This is a genomic window from Arthrobacter sp. 05L428 (assembly GCF_056397665.1).
The window spans coordinates 135600-160668 of record NZ_JBFTNW010000005.1 but is presented as its reverse complement, the minus strand read 5'-3'; the positions used below and the strand labels follow the sequence as shown (position 1 = coordinate 160668).

The following is a 25069-nucleotide window of genomic DNA, read 5'->3' as shown; positions in this document are numbered from 1 at the left end:
ATGGCTGATCACATTAGCGGGAACGGCAGCCCGGCAGCGGTCCCGGCCGCCGGCGTGGACTGGGCAGCCCTCGAGGCCGCCGCGGTCGCGGCGATGAAGAACGCCTATGCGCCGTATTCGAAGTTCGCGGTGGGGGCAGCGGCCCTCACCGCGGACGGCCGGATCGTCAGCGGCTGCAACGTCGAAAACGCCAGCTACGGGCTCACGCTGTGCGCCGAGTGCACGCTGGTCGGCAACCTGCACATGAGCGGCGGCGGCCTGCTGCGCGCCTTCTACTGCGTGGACGCGGACGGCAACGTGCTGATGCCGTGCGGGCGCTGCCGGCAGCTGCTCTACGAATTCCGGGCCCCGGACATGGAACTCATGACCACACAGGGCATCAAGACGATGGACCAGGTGCTTCCCGACGCATTTGGCCCCCAACACCTGGAGGAAACCCGGTGACACAGACCACCAGCACCACTGCCAGCGGCACTGAAGCCTTCGACGCCGTCGACATCATCCGCATCAAGCGCGACAAGGGCGTGCTCAGCGCCGCCCAGATCGACTGGACGATCGACGCCTACACACGCGGCGCCATCGCCGATGAGCAGATGGCCGCGCTGAACATGGCCATCCTGCTCAACGGAATGGACCGCGCGGAGATTTCCCGCTGGACCGCGGCGATGATCGCCTCCGGCGAGCGGATGGACTTCTCCAGTCTGCGCCGGCCCGACGGCGGCGTGAAAGCCACCTCTGACAAGCACTCCACCGGCGGGGTGGGGGACAAGATCACCCTTCCGCTGGCACCCCTCGTGGCCGTGTTCGGCGTCGCCGTTCCGCAGCTCTCCGGCCGCGGCCTCGGCCACACGGGCGGCACCCTGGACAAGCTCGAGTCCATCCCCGGCTGGCGCGCGGCGCTGAGCAACGAGGAGATGCTGGCCCAGCTGCAGGACGTGGGGGCCGTCATCTGCGCCGCCGGCGCCGGCCTGGCCCCGGCGGACAAGAAGCTCTACGCCCTGCGTGACGTCACCGGCACGGTCGAGGCCATCCCGCTGATCGCCTCCTCGATCATGAGCAAGAAGATCGCCGAAGGCACCGGATCGCTGGTCCTGGACGTCAAGGTGGGCAGCGGCGCGTTCATGAAGGACGAGGCGCGTGCCCGCGAGCTGGCCGAGACCATGGTTGCGCTGGGCAAGGACGCCGGGGTCAACACGGTGGCGCTGCTGACCAACATGAACACGCCCCTGGGCCTCACCGCGGGCAACGCGATCGAGGTCGAGGAATCCGTGGAGGTCCTCGCCGGCGGAGGCCCCGAAGACGTCGTCGAACTCACCGTCCGGCTGGCCGAGGAGATGCTGGCCTGCGCCGGCGTCCACGACGCCGATCCGCGCGCCGCGCTCCGGGACGGCCGCGCCATGGACGTCTGGAACCGGATGATCGAGGCCCAGGGCGGCGATCCGCGCGCCAAACTGCCGGTGGCCAAGGAATCCGAGACCATCTACGCGCCGGCCGACGGCGTGCTGGTGGAACTCGACGCCATGGCCGTTGGCGTCGCAGCCTGGCGCCTCGGCGCCGGCCGCGCCCGCAAGGAGGACCAGGTCCAGGCCGGCGCCGGGGTGCGGATGCACGCCAAGCCGGGCGCCACGGTCCGCGCCGGCGAGCCGCTGATGACCCTGCTGACGGACACCCCGGAGAAGTTCGAACGTGCCAAGGAAGCGCTCGAGCACGCCGCCGTGATCGCCCCCGAGGGCTCCCACCCGGCCCAGCAACTCATCATCGACCGCATCGCCTGAGGCTCCGGCTGCCGCCTTGCCCTATCACTCCTGGTCCCCAACCCCCGGGGGTTGGCAGCCCCAAGTGATAGGGCAACGGCGCCGGGTCCGGCAGTACACTGGCACCACAGTATTCCGGGAGAAACCGGGCACCGCCGTGCGTTAGGAAACCGTGCAGGCAATCAACGACTTCATCCTGGCCGCCGCAGGCCAACCCTGGGTCCTGTTCCTCGTGTTCGCGTGCTGCCTGATCGACGGGTTCTTTCCCCCGGTTCCCAGCGAATCGGTGGTGGTGGGCCTGGCCGCCGTCGCCGCGGCGGCCGAGGTGCCCAACCCGCTTCTGCTGGTGGCCGTGGCCGCCGCCGGGGCGTTCTCCGGGGACAACATCGCCTACCTGATCGGGCGGGCCACCGGGACCGGACGCTGGGCGTGGATGCGCGGATACCGGGCGCAGCGGGCCTTCCTCTGGGCCGGCGGCGAGCTCCGGAAGCGGCCCGCGTCGCTGATCATGGTCGCCCGGTTTGTCCCGATCGGCCGGGTGGCCGTCAACCTGACCGCCGGCGCCACCAACTATGCGCAATCCCGTTTTGTGGCCCTGACGGTGCTTTCCGCGATGCTGTGGTCCGGCTATTCGGTGGGAATCGGCCTTTTCTTCGGGCAATGGTTCGAAGACAACCACCTGCTCGGCGCCACCATCGCGATCATCTGCGCGATCATCCTCGGCATCGCCGTCGACCTCACCCTGAGCAGGCTTCGCGGCCGTGCGCCGGGGGAGCTGGTCCCGGACGACCCGGACCGGCCCGCGCCGCCGGCCGACGGCTAGGACCGTGCCGGGAACGCCCGCGCCACGGCCGGAAACATCGCTGCGGTGCGTAGCGCAGGACGCCCGGCCCGTGGGACACTTAGGTGCGATTCACGTCACGTCCGTGCCGTGTGCGCCCAGCTGTATCTCATGTCCGTCCCGGGTACGTCCCACCCCTTCAGTTTTCTAGGAGCACAGCCCGCGTGGAGTTCATTAATGAGGCAGTCCTCCATGCAGCAGGCCAGTGGTGGATCTACCCCCTCCTGCTGGTGTTCTTCTTCGTCGACGGCTTCGCCATGGTGGTCCCCAGCGAGACGCTGATTGTCGCCCTCGCCGCGTACTCCCGGCACAGCGGACAGCCCAATCTGTGGATTCTCGGCCTCACGGCGCTCATCGGCGCCATCGCCGGCGACAACATGGCCTACCTGCTGGGGCGCAAAATCGGGATCGAACGGTTCCGCTGGATGCGCAAGCCCAAGGTCCAGCGGGTCTTCGCCTGGGCCCGCTACGAACTGGAAAAGCGCGGCGCGGTGCTGATCTTCACCGCCCGGTACATCCCGTGGGGCCGCGTGGCCGTCAACTACGTCGCCGGCACCACCGGGTTCCCGCACCGCAGGTTCTTCCTCCTGGACGCCTTCGCCTGCGTCACCTGGGTGATCTACTCGCTCGGGATCGGCATTCTGGCCAGTTCCTTCCCCTGGCTGCACCACAACCCGCTCCTGAGCGCCGGGATCGCCGTCGTCTTCGCTATTGTCCTCGGCGTGGCCGTTGACCACCTGCTGCGCTGGTGGCACAAGCGCCTGGGCCGGCACGACGAGCCGGAAGCCGCGGAGGCCGACGCGGCGGACGATGCCGCGGCTTCCGGGTCCGAGCCGGCGCTGACCGCCTGGTCGAAGGAGACCGACGCTTCCCGCAAGTAGCGCGGGGAGCCGTCCGACCCTATGGTTGGAACGTGACTGAGACTATTCTTGACGCTGCCCCTGACCTCGAATTCGACCTGAAGGGCCTTCCCAAGGTTTCCCTTCACGACCACCTGGACGGCGGACTGCGTCCGGCCACCATCATTGAACTTGCCGAAGCGGTCGGCCACACGCTGCCCTCCACCGACCCGGTCGCGCTGGGGGAGTGGTTCCGCGAATCCGCCGACTCCGGTTCGCTGGTCCGCTACCTCGAGACGTTCGACCACACCATCGCCGTCATGCAGACCAAGGAAGGCCTGTTCCGCGTCGCCAAGGAGTTCGTTGAAGACCTCGCGGACGACGGCGTCGTGTACGGCGAAGTGCGCTGGGCCCCGGAACAGCACCTGCAGCAGGGCCTGTCGCTGGACGACGTCGTTGAGGCCGTCCAGGCGGGCCTCAATGCAGGCGTCGACGCCGTCGCCGAGACCGGCCGCGAGATCCAGGTCGGCCAGCTGATCACCGCCATGCGCCACGCCGACCGCGGCCAGGAAATCGCCGAACTGGCCGTCCGGCACCGCTACAAGGGTGCAGTCGGCTTCGACATCGCCGGCGCCGAGGACGGCTTCCTGCCTTCCCGCTTCAAGGACGCCTTCACCTACCTTGCCCAGCACAACTTCCCGGCCACGATCCACGCCGGCGAGGCCGCCGGCCTGGAGAGTATCCAATCCGCACTCGTTGACGGCCGGGCCCTGCGCCTGGGCCACGGCGTTCGGATCGCCGAGGACGTCACCGTCGAGTTCGAAGAGGCCGACGCCGCCGACGCCGACGATGTCTCCGATATCAACGCCGACAGCGACGAGGTCGACGACAACATCGGCCTGGTAACCCTCGGCGAGCTCGCCAGCTGGGTCCGGGACCGCGGCATCGCACTGGAGATCTGCCCGTCCTCCAACCTGCAGACCGGCGCCATTGCCGGCTTCGGCGAGGGCATCGAAAGCCACCCGGTGGACATGCTCTACCAGCTGGGCTTCAACGTCACGATCAACACGGACAACCGGCTGATGAGCGGCGTGACCCTCACCGACGAGTTCGAACTGCTCGTGGAGACGTTCGACTACGACCTGGACGACCTGCTCGAGCTGACCCTGAACGCAGCCGAAGCCGCGTTCCTGCCGCTGGAGGAGAAGGAAGCCCTGGTCGAATACATCAACGAGGCCTACGCCGACCTTGGCTAAGGACTCCAACCCGGTGGACGCGCCGCTCAGGGATTTGTTGCGAACCATCGCCGAGCTGCGCGTCCACTGCCCCTGGATGGGCGCCCTCAGCCACGAATCCCTCGTGGAATACCTCCTCGAGGAGGCCTATGAGGTGGCTGAAACCATCGAGTCAGACGGCGGCGACGCCGAGCTGCGGGCGGAACTAGGCGATGTCCTGCTGCAGGTGGTGCTGCATGCCCGGCTCGCCGAGGAGCGCGGCGCCTTCGACTTCGACGACGTCGCCCGCGGCCTGCGGGACAAGATGGTCCGGCGCAATCCGCACGTCTTCCGCGCCGACGGCTCCCTGCAGGACTCCTTCCCGGCCACGGTCCAGGAGATCGTGCTGAAGTGGGATGCGGTCAAGAAAACCGAAAAGCCCGGCCGGGGCCACGCCTTCGACGGCGTCCCGGCCGCGCTGCCGGCGCTGGCCCGGGCGCAGAAGCTCCAGGACCGGGCCGAACGGGCCGGACTGCCGACTGCGTTGGAGCCGGCGCCCGCGATGGAGGCCCCCGCCTTGGAGGCCGCCGCCTCCGCACCCGCCGCGGGACCACCCGCCCCGGCGACCGAGCGGGAGCTAGGCGAGCTGCTGTTCGGCATTGTCGCGGCCGCCCGGCGCAACGGCCTGGACGCCGAACGCGCCCTGCGCGCGGTCAACCGCCATTTCCAGGAGAGCCAGCCCGGCAGCGAGCCCGGCGGCACCGGCGCGGGAGCACCGAGTCCGGGGACTGGATAGCTTTCCGTAACTTATCCCACTCTCGACTAGGCTAGGGGCGACGAGGACGTCGGTTTCCAGCTTGATCCACCGCTAGATTTCCAGCAGTCAGATTCCCAGCAGATCGCTTCACCCAAAGGAGCATATTCATGGCGCTTATCGATGCCATCCACGCCCGCGAGATCCTCGATTCCCGCGGCAACCCGACCGTAGAAGTTGAAGTCCTGCTCTCCGACGGCCAGATCGGCCGCGCAGCAGTTCCCTCCGGCGCCTCCACCGGCGAACACGAGGCCGTGGAACTCCGCGACGGCGACAAGGGCCGTTACCTCGGCAAGGGCGTCCAGAAGGCCGTCGACGCCGTCATCGACCAGATCGCCCCGGCCCTCATCGGCTTCGACGCGACCGACCAGCGCAGCATCGACCAGGCCATGATCGACCTGGACGGCACGGCCAACAAGGGCAAGCTCGGTGCCAACGCGATCCTGGGCGTGTCCCTCGCCGTTGCCAACGCCGCGGCCGCCTCGGCCGACCTGCCGCTTTACAAGTACCTGGGCGGGCCCAACGCGCACGTCCTGCCGGTGCCGCTGATGAACATCCTCAACGGCGGCTCGCACGCCGACTCCGACGTCGACATCCAGGAGTTCATGGTTGTCCCGCTCGGCGCCGAGACCTTCTCCGAGGGCCTGCGCTGGGGCGTCGAGGTTTACCACGCGCTCAAGGCGGTGCTGCAGTCCAAGGGCCTGGCCACCGGCCTGGGTGACGAGGGCGGCTTCGCCCCGAACCTGCCGTCCAACCGCGCGGCCCTGGACCTGATCCAGGAAGCCATCAAGAACGCCGGCTACACCCCGGGCAAGGACATCGCGCTGGCCCTCGACGTCGCCTCCTCCGAGTTCTTCAAGGACGGCGCGTACCAGTTCGAAGGCAAGGCCCTCAGCTCCGCCGAGATGAGCGCCTACTACGCCGAGCTGGTGGCGGACTACCCGCTGGTCTCCATCGAGGACCCGCTGGACGAGAACGACTGGGAAGGCTGGAAGGCCCTCACCGACTCGATCGGCGACAAGGTCCAGATCGTGGGCGATGACCTGTTCGTCACGAACCCGGAGCGCCTCCAGACCGGCATCGATTCGAAGACCGCCAACTCGCTGCTGGTCAAGGTCAACCAGATCGGTTCGCTGACCGAGACGCTCGACGCCGTATCCCTCGCCCAGCGCGCGGGTTACACGACCATCACCTCGCACCGCTCCGGCGAAACCGAGGACACCACCATCGCTGACATCGCCGTTGCCACCAACGCGGGCCAGATCAAGACCGGTGCCCCGGCCCGCTCCGAGCGCGTCGCCAAGTACAACCAGCTGCTGCGCATCGAAGAGGAACTCGACGACGCCGCACGCTACGCCGGACGCAGCGCCTTCCCGCGTTTCAAGGGCTAGTACCCGCAAGAATCAGGTACCGGTGGCTATGGTGGAAAGACCATGGCCACCGGTTCTGTTTTGGCCCGTTCTTTTTGGCGGCCTGTTTTGGCCGGTTCGTTTGGCCTGTTTGAAGGAGTGACATGGCAACCCGCCGTCCCAAGGTTCCCCGGGCCGCTGCTGCGGCCCCGAAGTCTCCGGCCTCCGGCCGGGGGGAAGCCGACGGCGGCGACGTCATCAGGGCTGATTTCGGCAGCCCGCGGCACGGCATCGAACCCGCCGGCCGGACAGCCGGCCACGACGCCGGACGGCCGGCGTCTGAAGCGCCGGGAACCGGCAAACCCGGCCCCGTCGGCGGAGCCGCTGCGCCCGCCCGGACGGGAGCTGCAAAGACCGGAGCTGCAAAGACCGGCGCACGCGAGACCGGGCCAGCCACGCCGGCTGCGGGCAGCGGAGCCGGCACGAAGTCCGGACAGACCGGGCAAACCGACGGGCTCGATCCCGTCCCGGCCAAGGCCTTCTCCGGACGACTGCTGGCACTCGGCGTCGTGATGATCGCCATCACGATCATGCTGGCGCCCACGGTCAGGATCTTCCTTGAAAAGCGCGCCGAAATAGCTGACCTGGAGGCCGAAATTTCGGCCCAGCAGGCGAAGCAGACGGACCTCAAACGTGAGGTCTCGCGCTGGCAGGACCCGAACTACGTGAAACAGCAAGCCCGTGATCGCATTAACATGGTTATGCCCGGCGAAACCGGCTACTGGGTTTACGGCAGCGATCTTCCTGCCGCAACGTCCGGTTCCGGCGCCGCAGCAGGAACAGCCACAGACCCGGCCAATCTGCCGTGGGTGGATTCCCTTTGGGACTCCATCAGGCGGTCGGCAACAGACTAGGAGCGGCGCCCGCCGCCGGATTACCGCAACCCGGTAATTCCAACAGGGCAGGAAGGTGCCGCGCCAGTGGACGAGAACCGAGCGGACGATCCCCGGACCGGGAACCCCATCGACGCGACCCCCATGGAAGGGACCCCAGCGACGGGGGATTCCCGCCAGCCGTCGGCCCGCGACCTTGACGTGCTCAGCCGGCAATTGGGGCGGCCGGTGCGCGACGTCGTCGAGATCCCTGCCCGCTGCGTCTGCGGCAACCCGCTGGTGGCGGCCACCTCGCCGCGGCTGAGCAACGGGACGCCGTTCCCCACCACCTTCTACCTGACCCATCCGGTCATCACCTCGGCCGTGTCCAGGCTGGAGGCGGCCGGGTTGATGAATGAGATGAACGAACGGCTCGGTGCCGACGAGGCGCTGGCGGCGGACTACCGTGCCGCGCATGAGGCGTACCTGCAGTCCCGCGCCGAGATCGGCGCCCGGTCCGGCATCGGGGCCGTCCCGGAGATCGACGGGATCTCCGCAGGCGGCATGCCCACCCGCGTGAAGTGCCTGCATGTCCTGGTGGGCCACTCGCTCGCTGCCGGTCCCGGAGTCAACCCGCTCGGCGACGAGGCCGTAGCCGGCATCAGCGAGTGGTGGACCCCGGACCGTTGCTACTGCGACGGCGCGTGGGACACCGGCGGAGAGGCCCCTTCCCAGGACCTGAGCCGGCACGGTCCGCAGGGTCTGCCCGAAATCGTCGGCCGGCCGGCCCCGGTGCGGAAGTCCCGCACCGGGCATGACGAGAACGGCGCGGATACCGCCGCCGGAGCCGGGCAGTGAGCCGCGTGGCCGCGATCGACTGCGGCACCAACTCCATCCGCCTGCTCATCGCAGATGTCGCCGCGGGCGGCGATACCCTGCCGAAGCTGACCGACGTCGTGCGCGAGATGCGCGTCGTCAGGCTCGGCCAAGGCGTCGACGCCACCGGCGAATTCGCCCAGGACGCGCTGGACCGCACCCTCGAGGCCACCCGTGACTACGCCGAGCTGATCCGCCGCCACGGCGCCGGGAAGGTCCGTTTCGTGGCAACATCCGCAACCCGGGACGCCCGGAACCGCCAGGTCTTCATCGACGGGGTCCGGGAACTGCTCGGCGTCGAACCCGAGGTGATCAGCGGCGACGAAGAAGCCGCCCTGTCCTTCGCCGGCGCCAGCAGCGTGCTGCCCTCGCGGGGCAAGGACCCGGTGCTGGTAGTGGACCTGGGCGGCGGCAGCACGGAGTTCGTGCTGGGCGACGCCGACGGCGTCATCGCCGCCAAATCGGTCGATGTGGGCTGCGTCCGGATGACCGAACGGCACTTGCAGGACGACCCGCCCACGGCGGAACAGATCGCCGCGGCGGAAGCCGACGTCGACGCCGCCATCAGCCACGCGGCGCTGACGGTGCCGCTGGAGCGCGCCACCGCCGTGGTCGGCGTCGCGGGGTCAGTGACCACAATCACCGCCCACGCCTTGAAGCTCACCGAGTACTCGCCGGCCGCCATCCACGGCACCGAACTTGGCTTGGACACTGCCCGGGAGGCCTGCACCTCGCTGCTCGAAATGACGCGGGACGCCCGCGCCGCCCTGCCCTACATGCACCCGGGCCGGGTGGACGTGATCGGCGCCGGCGGCCTTGTCTGGCGGCGCGTGCTCGAACGCATGGCGGACGTCACAGAGGGCCGCATCACGTCGGCCGTGACGAGCGAACACGATATTCTGGACGGTATTGCCCTGAGCATCAGCTAGCTCCGCGCCGGCACCAACCCACTCCCGGCCCTGTCCGGCAGCGCCGGCAGGAGCAGCCGCCACCCCTGCCGCGCGCCCGGAACGGTCGCGGCCGCAGCCACACCGCCGATTGGACCTGAAATGACCAGAGCAACAGCCCGGCGCCGCCGGACCGCCTCCGCGTTGATGGCCCTGGCCCTTGCCGGCGGCAGCGTCGCGGGAGCGCTGTCGGCTGCCCCCGCTGCACACGCGGACAGCACCCGCGACAAGGAGTACTGGCTCGCCGAGTCCGGCATCAAGAAGGCCTGGGCCGTCTCGAAGGGCGCCAACGTTAAGATCGCCGTCATCGACAGCGGCGTGGACGGCAAACATCCGGACCTCAAGGGCGTGCTGACCGGGGGCACGGACGTGTCCGGGGCGGGAGCCGCGGACGGCAGGAAAAGCATCGGCGCCAAACCCGAGCACGGCACCCTGGTGGCGACCATGCTCGCGGGCCGCGGACACCAGCCGGCAAAGTCGACAAAATCCACGGCCCGGCCCTCAGCCACAGCCGGAGTAGGCCCCGACGGGATCGTCGGCGTCGCCCCCGAAGCCGAGATCCTCTCCGTCTCCACCTGGCTCGGATCCGCTAACCCGGGCGGAAAGAGCGACCAAGACCAGATCCCCGCCGCGGTCCGCTGGGCCGTCGACAACGGCGCCCGGGTCATCAACATCTCGCTCGGCAGCACCTCCCCGGAGTGGCCGCAAAGCTGGGACGCGGCGTTCCTTTACGCCGAGCAGAAGGACGTCGTCATTGTCGCCGCCGCCGGCAACCGGGTGGGCGGCAACATCCAGGTGGGCGCCCCGGCGACCATCCCCGGCGTGCTGACGGTGGCCGGCCTGAACCGCAAGGGCGTCGCCAGCATTGACTCCTCGTCCCAGGGCATCAGCATCGGCGTGGCGGCACCGGCCGAGGACCTGGTCGGCGGCCTGCCCGGCGGCGGCTACGCCGAGTGGGCGGGCACTTCGGGCGCAACCCCGATCGTTGCCGGCGTCGCTGCCCTGATCCGCTCGAAATGGCCGGAGATGTCCGCCAGCCAGGTTATTAACCGGATTGTCAGCACCGCGAAGGATGCCGGGCTGCCGGGCAAGGACCCGCTGTACGGCTTCGGCGTGCTGAACGCCGAGGCTGCACTGAAGGCCGATGTGCCGGAAACCACCCTCAATCCGCTGGGTTCGATCTCCGATTGGATCCGTGTGCACCGGCGGGGAAACCCGGTGAGTCCCGCCCCGGCCGCCGCACCCAGCCCCTCGAGTGCGGCGCCGACCCTGCCCGAAGCCACCCTTCCCGTCGCGGAGGCCCCGTCGCCGGCCGACAGCGCCGTCCCGGCAATGGTGGTCCTCGGCTTCGGCGGGCTCTTCGTCTGCATCATCGCCGGGGCCGCCATCCAGCTGCGCCGTGCCCTCCGCGGGCCCGGCACCGCACCCGTGCCGGGCACCGACCCAGGCACCGCCGCGGGCCCCCGCGACCCGGGGGCAGCGGCGCCGGATTCGGTGCAAGACCAGGCCCCGCAGTAGTTAGTGAAGTTTTTCACAAACTACGGTATTCTTGATCCATGGCATCCACCCCTCAGCTCCAGGACCGTCCCAGGGTACTCGTCGTCGGCGGCGGGTACGTCGGCCTGTACGTAGCCCTCAAACTGCAGAAAAAGATCGCGAATGCCGGTGGCATCGTCACCGTCGTTGATCCGCTGCCCTACATGACTTACCAGCCCTTCCTGCCGGAAGTGGCCGGCGGAAACATCGAGGCGCGTCACGCCGTCGTCTCGCACCGCAAGCACCTCAAGCAGACCGAACTGATCCAGGGCCGCGTCACCTCGATCGATCACGCCAACCGTACGGCCGTGGTGGCGCCGGCTGACGGCGGCGAGAACTTCGAGATCCCCTACTTCGACGTCGTGCTGGCCGCCGGCGCGATCACCCGCACGTTCCCGATCAAGGGCCTCGCGGACAAGGGCATCGGCCTGAAGACGATCGAGGAAGCCGTCGCCCTGCGCAACGGTGTCCTGGAGCGCATCGAAACCGGCTCGCTGATGACCGACCCGGCCGAGCGCGCCCGCGCCCTGACGTTCGTCGTCGTCGGTGGCGGCTTCGCCGGCATCGAGTGCATCACCGAAATGGAAGACCTGGCCCGCGCCGCGGTCAGGAAGAACCCGCGCATCAAGCAGGAGGAAGTCCGCTTCGTCCTGGTCGAGGCCATGGGCCGCATCATGCCCGAGGTCACGGCCAAGCAGGCCGAGTGGGTCGTCGAGCACCTGCGCAGCCGCGGCATCGAGGTGCTGCTCAACACCTCGCTGGACAACGCCGAGGGCTCCCTGAAGCTCATCAACCTGCCGGACAAGACCCCTGCCCAGGAATTCGAATCCGACACCCTGGTTTGGACTGCCGGCGTGCAGGCCAACCCGATGGTCCGCTCCACCGACTTCCCGCTGGAACCCCGCGGCCGTGTCCGTGTTCTCCCGGACCTGCGCGTCTCCGGCGACGAAGGCATCATCGAAAATGCCTGGGCCGCCGGCGACATCGCGGCCGTGCCGGACCTCACCGGCAGCGGCCTGCCGGACGGCACCTGCGTCCCGAACGCCCAGCACGCGCTGCGCCAGGCCAAGCGGCTTGCCAAGAACCTGTGGGCCTCCCGCTGGGACAAGGAGCTCAAGGACTACAAGCACAAGAACCTGGGCGCCGTAGCCGGCTTCGGCGAATGGAAGGGCGTTGCCAACATCAACCTCGTCGGCCGCATCGGCCTCAAGGGCCCGCTGGCCTGGCTCGCACACCGCGGCTACCACGGCCTGGCCATGCCGACGGTCGAGCGCAAGATCCGCGTGATCTCCGGTTGGTTCTGGCAGCTCTTCCTGGGCCGCGACACCACCCAGCTGATGGACCTGGACAACCCGCGCGGGGCCTTCGTGGCCGCGGCGACGCCGGCTCCGAAGCCGGCGGCTGCTCCGGCTCCGGCCGCCGATAAGCCGGCCGAAGCGCCTGCGAAGGAAGCTGCCCCGGCCAACTCCAAGTAGCCGGCAGCAAGCCGACGACGGCGGCCGTTCCCCTTCGGGGGAGCGGCCGCCGTCGTCGTTGGTGCCGCCGCCGGCACCGCCTGGATTGCCGGTCGGATTGGCCGTGGGACGGGCCGACCTGCCTAGACTGGGCCCATGACTCCCGCTGAGAAGGACCTGAACACCTTGCTGGCGACCATGCGGCCGGTGGTGCGCGAGGGCGAGTACGTCTATGCGCTGTGGCCGCACGGCAAACCGCTGGCCGGCCACATTGCGGCCGCGGTCCGGGAGGCCGAGGGTTTGACCGTGGTGCTGCCGCGGGCCGACGCCGATGCCCTGGGCCTCAAGTACGACTTCGTGGCGGCCTGGATCACCCTGCAGGTGCATTCCTCGCTCGAAGCGATCGGACTTACTGCTGCCGTCAGTGCCGCCCTGACCGAGGCCAAGATCAGCTGCAACGTGCTGGCCGGATTCCACCACGACCACCTGCTCGTGCCGGTGGCCGATGCCGAACGCGCCCTCGAGGTGCTCCACGAGCTCTCCGCGGACAGCCGCAGCGCGAACGGCGGCGGGCAGTTGCCGGTGCCGAAGCTGGTCCTGCGCGGCGAACAGCCCGAGGACCGGCCGGCGCTCCTGGCCCTCACCGCAGCGGCCTTCTCCATCTCGCCGGTCACGGGCCTGCCGGTTGAAGGGGAGCCGGAGGAAGTGGACCTGCTGCGGCGGCTCTTCGATTGCGGGGAGTACCTGCCGGACTTCAGCATTGTCGCCGAGCTGGATGGTGAGATCGTGGGCCATGTCATCAGCACCCGGGGCAGGGCGGGGGAGCTGGAGCTGCTGGGGCTGGGCCCGATCGGGGTGGTGCCGCGGCTGCAGCGGCACGGAATCGGATCGGCGCTGATGAAGGAAACCATCGACCGTGCGAATGCCGCGGGGGAGCGGGGCATTGCGTTGCTCGGCAGCCCGGAGTATTACGCCAGGTTTGGCTTCGTGCCTTCCACCTCGCTCGGCGTGCAGGCGCCGGATCCGTCCTGGGGCGACCATTTCCAGCTGCTGCCGCTGGCGCTTTGGCCCGGCGGGGTCAGCGGGACGTTCCGCTACGCCGAGCCCTTCGACGGGGTGCCGGCCGCGTCGTAGGGAGCCGTTGCCGGGATACCATTGACCGGGCGCCCCAGTAGCCCAATTGGCAGAGGCAGCGGACTTAAAATCCGCGTGTTGTGGGTTCGAGTCCCACCTGGGGCACTTCATAAATGCCGCACTGCGCGCCACAATTGCTGCCCGCGGCCCCGGCAGGCGCTTCAGGGCGCCGGGGGTGGTGGGCGCTGGCGTGGCCTCCCGGGCCGTCCCCAAGCCAATCACCGCGCTTTTCCCGCACGCTGATTTCCTCTATGCAACGAGTGTTATAAGGATGTGACCGTAGTCACTTATTTTCGGGCGGAAATTGCATTAGCTTGAATCTAAATCAGGAACACCTGATCTTTCGCATCAAAGGCCGTTCGCACCTTTAGATCGAGGAGATTTCTCTATGACTTCACTCCCCCAGGTGGCGCCGCGCATCGCTAAGCTCACAGTGCTTAGCCTCGGCGTCGCCCTTCTGGCTACGGCTTGTGGCGGTACGTCCACCGCGCCGGCGTCAAGCGGCTCGGCATCCGCCCAGGCCGCCGGCATCGCTTGCCCGGCCCCGAGCGCAACCGGAGGCTCCACCAGCTCGGCCAGCGCGGCAGGCTCCGTGCCCGCGTCCTCGACCACCACGGATACCCCGCTCAAGATCGGCTCGCTCCTGCCGACCACCGGTTCCCTTGCCTTCCTCGGCCCGCCCGAAATCGCAGGCGTGAACCTTGGCATCAAGGAAATCAACGACGCCGGCGGCGTCCTCGGCAAGCCGGTCCAGGTCATCCACCGCGACTCGGGCGACACCAAGACGGACATCGCCACCCAGTCCACCACCGCGTTGCTGGGCCAGGGTGTCAGTGCCATTGTCGGTGCCGCCTCCTCGGGCGTTTCCAAGACCGTGATCAACCAGATCACCGGCGCCGGAGTCATCCAGTTCTCGCCGGCCAACACCTCGCCGGACTTCACCACGTGGGACGACAAGGGTCTCTACTGGCGCACCGCCCCGTCGGACGTCCTGCAGGGCAAGGTCCTCGGCAACTACATGGCCACCTGTGGCGCGCAGACCGTTGGCATGATCGTACTGAACGATGCTTACGGCACGGGTCTGGCTAAGAACGTCAAGTCGGCCGTAGAAGCTGCCGGCGGCAAGGTTGTGGCGGAAGAGCTCTTCAACGAAGGCGATTCCCAGTTCAGCAGCCAGGTGGACAAGGTCCTCGCGGCCAAGCCGGATGCCATCGCCCTGATCACCTTCGACCAGGCCAAGAGCATCGTCCCGCTGATGACGGGCAAGGGCATCAAGCCCACCCAGATCTTCATGGTGGACGGCAACATGTCCGACTACAGCAAGGATTTTAAGGCAGGCACCCTGAAGGGCGCCCAGGGCACCATCCCGGGCACCTTCGCCAAGGATGACTTCAAGAAGAAGCTCCTCGCCATCGATCCGGCGCTCAAGGACTACAGCTACGCAGGCGAGTCCTACGACGCCGTGAACCTGATCGCACTGGCTTCTGAAGCCGCCAAGAGCACCAAGGGCGTGGATATCGCCAAGCAGCTCAAGGCGGTCTCTGAAGGCGGCGAGAAGTGCAACAACTTCGCCTCCTGCGTCACCCTGCTCCGTAACGGCAAGGACATCGACTACGACGGCCAGTCCGGCCCCGTAACGTTCTCCGACGCCGGTGACCCGACGGAAGCCTACATCGGCATCTACGAGTTCCAGGATGACAACAGCTACAAGCCCGTCAAGGAAGAATTCGGCAAGCTGTAAAGCCGCTCTCCAAGAAAAACAAGAGACCCCCGTCCCCTCCGGACGGGGGTCTCTTGCGTGCCGGGAGCAGGGAGGGGAGCGGGGGCGAAGGACGCGACCGGGCCTAGGCGTCACGCAGGTCAGTCCTTCGGGCCGCCCCGTTCAGTTCGACCCCGCAGAACCAGCCCAACCCGCCGGGTGGAGGCCCAAGACTCTGCTGCGCGTGACGCCGTCGCATAGCCGGGGAGGGGTTCCGACGGCGCCCTGTGGCCGCCGGGGCTAAAGCAACGGATGGAGGCTACGGAATCGGACAGAGGCTGCTCGGATCCGGGCTGCGTCTGTCTGGAACCGCCGCGGAAACCTGGCTTGGGTGCCGCAGAGCGTTCGGCGAGAGTCACGCAGAGGGTGACGGGGGCAGGCGCCGAGCAAGTGGCTGTCGCCGGAGCCCTGCGGGGACCCTGGGCGCCCGGGACGGCACCCACGGGAACCGGACACGCGCCGGGCATGCAGAAGGGCCGCCACCGGCTGGTGACGGCCCTTCTGGACAGCGATGGCCGGACTAGTCGACCGTGTCCGCCAAGGTGCCCAGGTACAGCTGGATGACCTTGGGATCCTTCATGAGTTCCCGGCCGGTTCCCGTGTACGCGTCCTTGCCCTGGTCCAGGACGTAGCCGCGGTCGCAGATCTGCAGGCAGCGGCGCGCGTTCTGCTCCACCATGATCACGGAGACGCCGGCCCGGTTGATCTCGTGCACCCGCAGGAAGGTTTCGTCCTGCTTGACGGGGGAGAGGCCTGCCGAGGGCTCGTCGAGCAGCAGCACGGCCGGGTCCATCATCAGGGCCCGTCCCATGGCGACCATCTGGCGCTCACCGCCGGAGAGCGAGCCGGCGCGCTGGGCCCGGCGCTTGGCCAGCTCCGGGAACAGCTCCGCGACGAAGTCGAACCGCTTGGCGAAGTCCTTAGGGCGCTGGAACATGCCCATCTGGAGGTTCTCTTCGATGGTCAGGGCCGCGAACACGTTGTTGGTCTGCGGGACAAACCCAACGCCCCGGCTGACCAGCTTGTTGGCCTTCAGCCCGGTGATGTCCTGGCCGCGGACCACCACGGAGCCGGAGTGGACCTTGACGAGGCCGAACATGGCCTTCAGCAGGGTCGACTTGCCGGCGCCGTTGGGACCGATGATGCCAATCAACTCACCCTTGCGGGCCTCGATGCTGCAGCCGTTGAGGATGTTGACGCCCGGGATGTAACCGGCCACCAGGTCGGTGACCTTGACGACCGAATCGCCCTCGTATGCGTTAGTCGCGGCGGTGGCCGCACTCGTGGCGCTCATTCTGTGTCCTTCTCTGTCCGGTTCGGCTCAACGCGGTTCGGCTCTGTCCGGTTCGGCTCGCCGAGGCCGGGTTCCTCGGCGCTGCGCCGGCCGTGCGCCGCACCGTTGGCGGTGTCGTGCCCGGGAGCCTCCGTCGCGAGCACGTCGGCGGAGATGATGCCCGCGTTCTCGGTGCCGACGATTGATTCCTCGTCCGCCTCAAGTTCGGCTGCGAGCACCTTGATGCCTTCCGAATCGCCAAGATCCACGTCGTGGTGGGCGCCCAGGTAGGCGTCAATCACGGCCGGGTTCTTCATGACCTCAGCGGGCGGCCCCTCGGCCACGATCTTCCCCTCGGCCATCACCACCACCCAGTCGGCGATGTGGCGGACCATGTGCATGTCGTGCTCGACAAACAACACGGTCATGCCCTCGGCCTTGAGGTTCTTGATGTGGTCCAGCAGGGACTGGGTGAGCGCCGGGTTGACGCCTGCCATCGGTTCGTCCAGCATCACGAGCTTCGGACGAACCATCAGCGAACGGGCCATTTCGAGGAGCTTGCGCTGGCCGCCGGAGAGGGACGCCGCGTAGTCGTCCTTCTTGGCGTCGAGCTTGAACTTCTCCAGCAGCACGTTGGCTTCTTCGGTGATCTTCTTTTCCTGGCCGCCCCAGATCCCCTTGAACAGGGCCTTGGAGAGCTTCTCACCGGATTGGTGTGAAGCGCCCAGCCGCATGTTCTCCATGACGGTGAGCTTGCCCATGACCTTGGTCAGCTGGAAGGTGCGGACCATGCCCATGCGGGCCACCTTGTAGGAGGAGACACCGGCCAGGCTGTTTCCTTCGAACTGCCATTTGCCCGTGTTTGGCGTATCGAAGCCCGTCAACAGGTTGAACAGGGTGGTCTTGCCGGCACCGTTGGGGCCGATCAGGGCCGTGATTTTGTGCCGCGGGATCTCGAGGTATTCGACGTCGACGGCGTTGATGCCGCCGAAGCTGCGGGTGACATTTTCCGCCACCACAATCGGGTCGCGCTTCTTGCAGCCGGGAGCAATCTCGCCGGCCGCAATCGGACGCGTGTCCGTCATGTAGTCGATGCCCTCCGCGGTCTCGGTGGACCCGAGGCCGGGCTTTGGTTCTTCGCTGTGCATGCTCATGCGAACGCCAGCTCCTTCTTGTTGCCGAAGACGCCCTGGGGCCTGAAGATCATCAGCAGCATCAGTGCGATGCCGACCAGGATGTAGCGCAGCTGCCCGGCCTGGACCGTGTTCAGCCACGTGACGGCGCCGGATTCGATCAGGCCGTAGAGCACGCCCTGGGTCAGGGACAGCACGACCCAGAAGATCATCGCCCCGACGACGGGTCCCAGCACGGTGCCGAGTCCGCCGAGCAGCAGGCAGGTGTAGAGGAAGAACGTCAGCTCGGTGCCGTAGTTGGCCGGCTGCACCGCGCCGCGGGGGAGGGTGAAGACCATGCCCGCGAGGGCGCCAAGCACGCCGCCGATGACGAGGGCCTGCATCTTGTAGGAGTAGACGTTCTTGCCGAGCGAGCGGACGGCGTTCTCGTCCTCGCGGATGCCCTTGAGGACGCGGCCCCAGGGGCTGCGCATCAGCAGCCAGACCAGCAGGCAGCAGACGATCACCAGGGCCCAGCCGACCACGCGGATGAAGAAGTCGCGGTTGTTCATGCCGAAGTAGGACCCCTCGGGGAAGGGGTTCATGGCGTAGAAGTCGCCTTCGAAGGCAGCAAGGCCGTTGGCCGAACCGGTCACCGAGGTGAGCTGGTTGGTGGTGACGATGTAGCGGACGATTTCCGCGGCCGCGATCGTGACGATGGCCAGGTAGTCGGCCCGGAGCCGGAGGGTGGGGATGCCGAGCAGCAGGGCGAAGATCGCCGAGCAGACGACGGCGATCAGCAGGCCCACGAAGAACGGCACGTGGAAGGTCAGGGTGGAGATCGCGAACCCGTAGGCCCCCACCGCCATGAAGCCGGCCTGGCCGAAGTTCAGCAGGCCCGAATAGCCGAAGTGGACGGCCAGGCCGAGCGCGGCAAGCGCGTACGCCGCCGTCGTCGGGCTGAACAGTTCACCGGCAGCGCTGGAAAGAATAAATCCGAAGTCCATGTCTGTCTCCTAACCCACGCGCTCGCGGCGGCCCAGGATGCCCTGAGGCCGGAACAAGAGGACAACGATCATGATGAACAGTGCTCCCACGTATTTGAGGTCGGCGGCGAGGCCGAACACGGTGGTCAGCTCCACGAAGATGCCGACGATGATGGAACCGAAGAGGGCGCCCCAGACTGTGCCGAGGCCGCCGAGGGTCACGCCGGCGAAGATGAGCAGCAGGATCTGCGAACCCATGTCGAAGGTGACGCCGGGACGGTAGTACGCCCAGAGAATGCCGCCGAGCGAGGCGAGCATGCCGCCGGTGACCCAGACGATCCGGATGACCCCGTCGACGTCGATGCCGGAGGCCGCCGCCAGTGCCGGGTTGTCGGCCACGGCGCGGGTGGCCTTGCCCAGCCGGGTCTTGAGTAGTACGACGCCGAGGACGGCGATGACAACGACGCTGATGAGCAGGGACCAGAGGTTGTTCGGCGAGATGGAGACCGGCCCGATCTGGATTTCCGCGCTCTGGGCGAAGGGCAACTGCTGGGTGGCGCCGCCGAAGTAGAACTGGATGACGTAGCGGACGGCGAGGGCGAGGCCGATGCTGACGATCATCATCGGGACCAGGCCGGTGCCGCGGCGCCGCAGGGGTTTCCACAGCCCGGCGTCCTGGACGTAGCCGAAGAGGCCGCCGCCGAGGAGCGCGAGGATGATAGAGAGCCAGAACGGCAGGTTCATGGCGTTGAAGCCAAAGACCAGCACGGCGCCGAGGGTGACCATCTCGCCGTGTGCGAAGTTGGTCAGGCCGGTGGTGCCGAAGATCAGTGACAGTCCCACCGACGCGAGCGCGAGCAGCAGGCCGAAGCTCAGGCCTGCCACGAGGCGGTTCAGCAGGTTCTGGCCGAAGTCCTGCTCCTGGACGACGATGCCCTTGCCGAAGGCGAAGATGACCGAGAGGTTGGAGGTCTGGCTGAAGCTGACCTTGCGGGGGTTTTCCTGGCCCTCGGCGAGCTTGATGCCCTCCGGGAGGGTCTTCACGTCCAGCTCGACCTCATACGTTCCCTGGGTGGGCACGCCGATGTTCCAGGAACCGTTGGGACCCGACTTGGTTGTTCCCGTGAAATCGCCGCTCTTGGCGGTGATGGTGACGCCGGCGAGCGGGGCGCGGTCATCGCCGCGCAGGAATCCGCTGATGCTGTTTTGGAACGAAGTGCTCGACGGGGATGGTGTCGGCGAAGGGGTCGTGGCCTGGGATGCCGGGGCGACGATGAGCAGAAGGGCGGCCACGGCGGCGAAAACGGCCCCCACAGCTTTCAGCATTCTGCCGCGCCGTCTCTGCGACGGGCCTCTCGGTGTGCTTCTCAAATTGAAAACCTCCACATGGGGGTGGTCTGGGTTGCGCCATTGCAACCGCTGCGAACGGTCAGGGGACGAGGGTAGAGCGGATACTTCGATGCGATGGAGCGGTTCTTGCTTGTGATGTTCGTCACCCTGTTGGGCCAATGTTACAGGCCGGGCGGGGTAACTAATGCCGCTGCGAGCAGGCAGAACGTCGCGATCGCGTAACAACCGTGAAGCCGGCGCCCAAGCGGGATTTAGCCGAGCTAAAGAAAACTTTTGTTGTTCCCGAGGATTCCTAAACATTCGGCGAAGAAGCGCTTCACCGGGGCGGAAGCAGGGCGGGGGCGGGCCGCCCCAGATCACGGTTTTGTTGCGGCGGGAACCCGAAGGGAACTATCCCTGCCTGCCGGGCGTGGGAATTGGTAGCGTGAGTCATAACGATCCTCACCACCGATCATCACCTACCCCCTTAATTTGGAGGACACCAGCAATGGCACTTGGCGGAAACCCGATCTTCAACGGAAAGAACTTCCGTGGAGCCACCCAGGCACCGCCTGCCCCGCAAGCGCCGTACGGGCAGGGCTACGGCCAGAACCAGTACGGCCAGAACCCGTATGGCCAGGGCCAGTTCGGCCAGACCCAGGCCGGCTGGAACCCGTCGCAGCAGGCGATGAGCAGCGACCAGCTGCAGGACATGTACAACCGCCCGGCGGCCGGACCGGCCGACAGCGGCCGCATGACCTTCGATGACGTCATCATGAAGACGGCGGCCTGCCTCGCCGCCGTGATCGCCGGCGCGGCCGTCACCCTTGTGGTGGCGCAGGGCCTCGCCTCGATGCTGATGATTGTCGGCGCGCTGGGCGGCTTTGTCCTGGCCCTCGTCAACACCTTCAAGAAGCAGCCCTCGCCGGCGCTGATCCTGGCCTACGCAGCCCTTGAGGGCCTGTTCCTCGGCGGCCTGACCCGGATCCTCGACGGGATGTTCCCCGGCGTCGGCCTCCAGGCCGTGATCGGGACGCTCTCCGTCTTCGCCGTGACCCTGGTGTTGTTCAAGAGCGGCAAGGTCCGCGCGACGCCCCGGGCCATGCGCTTCTTCATGATCGCGATGATCGGCTACGCCGTCTTCGCGCTCGTCAACATGGTCATGATGTGGACCGGCGCCGTGCAGACCCCGTTCGGCCTGCGTACCCAGGTGGAGCTCTTCGGTATCCCGCTGGGTGTCTTCATCGGCCTGCTCGCGATCGGCCTCGCCGCGTTCTCCCTGATCATGGACTTCACCAGCATCGAAGCCGGCGTCCGCAGCGGCGCCCCGCAGCGCTTCTCCTGGACCGCGGCGTTCGGCCTCACGGTCACCCTCGTCTGGCTCTACGTCGAGATCATCCGCCTGCTGGCCATCCTGCGCGGCGACGACTAGCCGGCAGCCGCACAACAGCACGACTTATGAAGCGGGCCCCGCCGGATGGCGGGGCCCGCTTCATGCCTTCCCCTCGGGCCAGCCTCAGGCCGGCTTCGGGCCGGCTTCAGGCCGGCTTCAGTCCAGCCTGCGGGCTCCCGCCGCGGGGCGGACGCGGAAGACCTCCGGGGCGGCGTAGCCGGCGCGCCCGAAGGCCCGCCCGACGTCGGAACGCACCCGCTGCTCCGCGCCTGCCGGGGTAAGGGCGATCGCGGCTCCGCCGAAGCCGCCGCCGGTCATCCGGGCGCCGATGGCGCCTCCGGCGCGGGCTGTGTCCACCGCGAGGTCCAATTCGGGGCAGGAAATTTCGAAATCGTCCCGCATCGAGGCGTGCGAGGCGTCCAGCAGCGCGCCGATGGCCTGCGGCCCTTCGCCCTCGAGGCGTTCCACCGTCTGCAGCACGCGGTCGTTCTCGGTGACGACGTGGCGGACCCGATGGAACGTTTCCGTGTCCAGCAGCCCGGCAGCCTCCTCGAGATCCCCGACCCCGACGTCGCGCAGCGCCCGGACGCCGAGCACATCGGCGGCCAGCTCGCAGGACGCGCGCCGGGCCGCGTAGCCACCGCCGGCATGCGAGTGCGAGACCTTCGTGTCGATCACCAGCAGCACCAGGCCGGCTGCCTCGGCGTCGAACGGCACCAGCCGGACGCTCTGGTCCCGGCAGTCGAGGAACACTGCACGGCCCGCGGCGCCCCGGAGCGAGGCCGACTGGTCCATGATCCCGGTGGGGGCTCCGACAAAGTCGTTCTCCGCGCGCTGGGTGGCCAGGACCATGTCCTCCACGCTGAGCCCTGCGCCGGTCAGCTCGTTGACGGCCAGGATGATGGCGCATTCGATGGCATGCGAGGAGGACAGCCCGGCTCCCCGCGGCACGTCGGAGTCCAGGAGCAGGTCCAGTCCGGGGACGGCGAGACCGCGCTGCTCGAGGGCCCAGAGCACGCCGAGCGGATACTTGGTCCAGCCCCTGGCCGTGGCCGGGTCCAGGACGCAAGCGTCCGCCGTCGTCAGCCCTTGGTTTCCGAACGTGGACAGCATCCGCAGCGTGGAGTCGGGCCGGAGCCGGACGGCCACCCGGGCGGTCCGGTCGATGGCGAACGGCAGCACGAACCCCTCGTTGTAATCCGTGTGTTCGCCGATCAGGTTGACCCGCCCCGGGGCCTGCCAAACGCCGTCCGGGGCGGCCCCGAAGACCTCCTTGAACCGCGACCGAAGTTCCTTGGTGCCCGGCGGGGGGTTCATAGGGTGCTGCTTTCCGTGGGGACTGGGTAACTCGTGGCGGCTGCGTCGCGCAGCCGGGCCGCGACGGCCTCCGGCGTGGTGTCGTTGATGAATGCCCCCATCGCTGCCTCCGAGCCGGCCAGGTACTTGAGCTTGTCCGCGGCGCGGCGGGGCGAGGTCAGTTGCAGGTGCAGGTAGCCGGCGGGGCGTAGCACACTGTCCAGCGGCGCCTGCTGCCACGCGGCGATGTACGGGGTGGGGGTGGGGTAGAGGGCATCCAGGCGCCGCAGTAGGTCCAGGTACAGCTGTGCGAGTTCGTCCCTCTCGTCGCCGTCGAGGGCGGCGAGGTCGGGGACCTGCCGATGCGGGACGAGGTGGACTTCCAGCGGCCAGCGGGCGGCGAAGGGCACGTAGGCGCTGAAATGCCGGCCCTCGAGGACCATCCGGCTGCCGTCCGTGCGCTCGGCGCGCAGCAGCGATCCGGTGAGCGTGTCACGGCCCCCGGCGTCGTCGTAATGTTTCCGCGCGGCGACGGCCAGCACGGCCGCGCGCGGCGGCAGGTAGGGGTAGGCGTAGATCTGGCCGTGCGGGTGGTGCAGCGTGACACCGATTTCCGCGCCGCGGTTCTCGAACGGGAACACCTGCCGGATCCCGGGCAGCGCGCTGAGCGCCGCAGTGCGGACGGCCCAGGCCTCCACCACGGTACGGGCACGCACCTCGCCGAGGCCGCCGAAGGAACCGGTATGGTCCGGGGTGAAGGAGACCACCTCGCAGCGCCCGTACGCCGGCACGCTGGTTCCCCATGCCGGCTGCGCCGGGAGCTGGCCGAGGTCGGGGCCCAGCGAGGGGAAGCGGTTTTCGAAGACGACGACGTCGTAGTCCGGCGCCGGGATTTCCGAGGGGTTGGCCGAGGTGCTCGGACACAGCGGGCACTCATCGGCCGGCGGAAGGTGCGTCCGGGACTGGCGGTGCGCGGCGATCGCCACCCATTCGCCGGTCAGCGCGTCGAAGCGCAGCTCGCCGGCGGCGGCCCGTCCGTCCAGCTCCCGGCGGTCGTCGTGGGCCCGCGGCCGACGCCGCCGCGTGCCTGAATCGGCGGCTGCCTCCCCGGCGGCATCATCGAAGTAATAGAGCTCCCGGCCGTCGGCGAGGGTGCCTTGGGTGATGCTGTTGGCGCGCATTCCATCATTCGATCAGACTTCACGACTTTCCGGCAAAGCCCCGCCGTGTACGGGCGGGCGCACGGTTCGGTACCGTGGTGCCCATGGACCTCCCTGCTTCCCCGGCCTCCCCAGACCCTTCCGTCGCCGCAGTTTCCGCTGCCGCAATTTCCGCCGCAGGCGGACCGGGCACCTCCACCCGGCGCTACGCGAGCGGCAGGCAATACGAACTGCGCCGGGGCGACGCCCTGGCCGTGGTGACCGAACTCGCGGCCGGCCTGCGGCTCTACAGCCGTGCGGGCACCCAACTGACCGAGAGCTACGGCGACGCCGACATCCCGCCCGGCGCTACCGGGATCACGCTGGCGCCATGGGCAAACCGCGTGGAAGACGGCATCTGGTACCTCAACGGGAAGAAACAGCAGCTCGATATCACCGAGGTGGCCAGAAACAATGCCAGCCACGGGCTGCTGCGGAACGCCTCCTACGAGTTGGTGGAGGAATCGGAATTCTCCGTGACCCTTGAGGCGGCTGTGTTTCCGCAGCACGGCTACCCGTTCCTGCTGCGGCACCGGGTGCGCTACGAACTGGAGGAGGACCTGGGGCTCACCGTCCGCCAGACGCTGATCAACGATTCGCAGGAGCCGGCCCCCTTCGTCCTCGGCGCGCACCCGTACCTGCGGCTGGGGGAGGTGCCGAGCGAAGAACTCACCGTGACCGTCAGCGGCCGCACCCGGCTGGTGACCGACGAGCGCCTGATTCCGCGCAGTACCGAGCCGGTCGCCGGCGACTTCGACCTCCGGGCAGGCCGGCTCGCCGGGGACCTCGACCTGGACTGCGCGTACACGGACCTGGACTTTGACGGCGGCCTGGCACGCAGCACACTGCGCGCCGCCGACGGCCGCAGCGTAAGCCTCTGGCAGGACGAGCACTGCCGCTACGTCCACGTCTTCGTCACCGGCAAGTTCCCGGGCCGGACCACGGCCGTGGCGCTTGAGCCCATGACCGGACCGGCCAACGCCTTCAACAGCGGCGACGGCCTGGGCTGGCTGCCTGCGGGGGAGTCCTTCACAATGAGCTGGGGAATTACTGCCTCCCTCGGCAGCTAGCCGGCCAAAGCCCCGCTGCCCG

At 68.2% G+C, this 25069-nt stretch carries 22 protein-coding genes and 1 tRNA gene; 17 read left to right on the top strand and 6 right to left on the bottom strand.

Annotated elements, in window-relative coordinates; all coding sequences use genetic code 11:
- The 15 genes from AC1DH3_RS11580 to AC1DH3_RS11510 all read left to right on the top strand — a co-directional run bounded on the left by AC1DH3_RS11580 (position 1) and on the right by AC1DH3_RS11510 (position 15371).
- Complete coding sequence (locus AC1DH3_RS11580; protein ID WP_441418509.1) at positions 1–444, top strand: cytidine deaminase; 444 nt, start codon at positions 1–3, stop codon at positions 442–444.
- Entirely contained in the window at positions 441–1775 is a 1335-nt protein-coding gene (locus AC1DH3_RS11575) for a thymidine phosphorylase (protein WP_476909370.1), read from the top strand. The genes AC1DH3_RS11580 and AC1DH3_RS11575 overlap by 4 nt, the downstream gene beginning before the upstream one ends.
- Before the next feature lie 151 nt (positions 1776–1926).
- Positions 1927–2577, top strand: coding sequence for a DedA family protein (locus AC1DH3_RS11570; protein ID WP_476893264.1), 651 nt, complete (start codon positions 1927–1929; stop codon positions 2575–2577).
- A gap of 182 nt (positions 2578–2759) precedes the next feature.
- Positions 2760–3476 carry a DedA family protein gene (locus AC1DH3_RS11565; RefSeq protein ID WP_441418506.1) on the top strand — a complete coding sequence of 239 codons (717 nt, stop codon included), beginning with the start codon at positions 2760–2762 and terminating at the stop codon, positions 3474–3476.
- 32 nt (positions 3477–3508) lie between these two features.
- Positions 3509–4690: an adenosine deaminase gene (locus tag AC1DH3_RS11560; protein ID WP_476909369.1), complete on the top strand. Its 1182-nt coding sequence runs from the start codon at positions 3509–3511 to the stop codon at positions 4688–4690.
- A 76-nt stretch (positions 4691–4766) separates the two neighbouring features.
- Positions 4767–5444, top strand: a complete 678-nt coding sequence (locus tag AC1DH3_RS11555) for a MazG nucleotide pyrophosphohydrolase domain-containing protein (protein ID WP_441418571.1) — start codon at positions 4767–4769, stop codon at positions 5442–5444.
- A 128-nt stretch (positions 5445–5572) separates the two neighbouring features.
- Entirely contained in the window at positions 5573–6853 is a 1281-nt protein-coding gene (gene eno / locus AC1DH3_RS11550) for a phosphopyruvate hydratase (protein ID WP_441418504.1), read from the top strand.
- A 122-nt stretch (positions 6854–6975) separates the two neighbouring features.
- Positions 6976–7725 carry an FtsB family cell division protein gene (locus AC1DH3_RS11545; protein ID WP_476909368.1) on the top strand — a complete coding sequence of 250 codons (750 nt, stop codon included), beginning with the start codon at positions 6976–6978 and terminating at the stop codon, positions 7723–7725.
- Between the two features lie 123 nt (positions 7726–7848).
- A complete protein-coding gene (locus tag AC1DH3_RS11540) occupies positions 7849–8541 on the top strand; it encodes a DUF501 domain-containing protein (RefSeq protein ID WP_476909390.1) in 693 nt (230 codons plus the stop codon).
- Positions 8538–9488: a Ppx/GppA phosphatase family protein gene (locus tag AC1DH3_RS11535; RefSeq protein ID WP_441418502.1), complete on the top strand. Its 951-nt coding sequence runs from the start codon at positions 8538–8540 to the stop codon at positions 9486–9488. Before AC1DH3_RS11540 ends, AC1DH3_RS11535 begins: the two co-directional genes overlap by 4 nt.
- A gap of 120 nt (positions 9489–9608) precedes the next feature.
- Positions 9609–11024, top strand: a complete 1416-nt coding sequence (locus tag AC1DH3_RS11530; RefSeq protein WP_476909367.1) for a S8 family serine peptidase — start codon at positions 9609–9611, stop codon at positions 11022–11024.
- A gap of 38 nt (positions 11025–11062) precedes the next feature.
- Entirely contained in the window at positions 11063–12517 is a 1455-nt protein-coding gene (locus AC1DH3_RS11525; RefSeq protein ID WP_476909366.1) for an NAD(P)/FAD-dependent oxidoreductase, read from the top strand.
- Between the two features lie 135 nt (positions 12518–12652).
- Positions 12653–13630 (top strand): N-acetyltransferase, encoded by a 978-nt coding sequence (locus tag AC1DH3_RS11520; RefSeq protein ID WP_441418499.1) that lies wholly within the window; start codon positions 12653–12655, stop codon positions 13628–13630.
- Positions 13631–13661: 31 nt separating this feature from the next.
- Positions 13662–13735, top strand: a tRNA-Leu gene (locus AC1DH3_RS11515).
- A 283-nt stretch (positions 13736–14018) separates the two neighbouring features.
- The gene (locus tag AC1DH3_RS11510) at positions 14019–15371 is read left to right on the top strand and encodes an ABC transporter substrate-binding protein (RefSeq protein ID WP_476909365.1); all 1353 of its coding nucleotides are present in this window, start codon (positions 14019–14021) and stop codon (positions 15369–15371) included.
- 538 nt (positions 15372–15909) lie between these two features.
- Here AC1DH3_RS11510 and AC1DH3_RS11505 read toward each other — a convergent pair.
- Genes AC1DH3_RS11505 through AC1DH3_RS11490 form a run of 4 tightly spaced genes read right to left on the bottom strand, consistent with a single transcriptional unit; the run spans position 15910 to position 20086 of the window.
- Entirely contained in the window at positions 15910–16683 is a 774-nt protein-coding gene (locus AC1DH3_RS11505) for an ABC transporter ATP-binding protein (RefSeq protein ID WP_476909364.1), read from the bottom strand.
- Complete coding sequence (locus AC1DH3_RS11500) at positions 16680–17816, bottom strand: ABC transporter ATP-binding protein (protein ID WP_476909363.1); 1137 nt, start codon at positions 17814–17816, stop codon at positions 16680–16682. Before AC1DH3_RS11500 ends, AC1DH3_RS11505 begins: the two co-directional genes overlap by 4 nt.
- Positions 17813–18781: a branched-chain amino acid ABC transporter permease gene (locus AC1DH3_RS11495; RefSeq protein ID WP_441418496.1), complete on the bottom strand. Its 969-nt coding sequence runs from the start codon at positions 18779–18781 to the stop codon at positions 17813–17815. Before AC1DH3_RS11495 ends, AC1DH3_RS11500 begins: the two co-directional genes overlap by 4 nt.
- Before the next feature lie 9 nt (positions 18782–18790).
- Complete coding sequence (locus tag AC1DH3_RS11490; RefSeq protein ID WP_476909362.1) at positions 18791–20086, bottom strand: branched-chain amino acid ABC transporter permease; 1296 nt, start codon at positions 20084–20086, stop codon at positions 18791–18793.
- A 511-nt stretch (positions 20087–20597) separates the two neighbouring features.
- Here AC1DH3_RS11490 and AC1DH3_RS11485 point away from each other — a divergent pair.
- Entirely contained in the window at positions 20598–21521 is a 924-nt protein-coding gene (locus tag AC1DH3_RS11485; protein WP_476909361.1) for a Bax inhibitor-1/YccA family protein, read from the top strand.
- Positions 21522–21638: 117 nt separating this feature from the next.
- On the opposite strand, the gene galK is transcribed toward AC1DH3_RS11485, so the two are convergent.
- Together galK and galT are read right to left on the bottom strand one after the other, a co-directional pair.
- The gene (gene galK / locus AC1DH3_RS11480; RefSeq protein ID WP_476909360.1) at positions 21639–22799 is read right to left on the bottom strand and encodes a galactokinase; all 1161 of its coding nucleotides are present in this window, start codon (positions 22797–22799) and stop codon (positions 21639–21641) included.
- On the bottom strand, positions 22796–23959 hold the full coding sequence (gene galT / locus AC1DH3_RS11475; RefSeq protein ID WP_476909359.1) for a galactose-1-phosphate uridylyltransferase: 1164 nt from the start codon (positions 23957–23959) through the stop codon (positions 22796–22798). The genes galK and galT overlap by 4 nt, the downstream gene beginning before the upstream one ends.
- An 83-nt stretch (positions 23960–24042) precedes the next feature.
- Between galT and AC1DH3_RS11470 the strand changes: the two genes are divergently transcribed.
- On the top strand, positions 24043–25047 hold the full coding sequence (locus tag AC1DH3_RS11470; RefSeq protein ID WP_441418491.1) for an aldose 1-epimerase family protein: 1005 nt from the start codon (positions 24043–24045) through the stop codon (positions 25045–25047).
- The last annotated feature ends 22 nt before the right edge of the window (positions 25048–25069 follow it).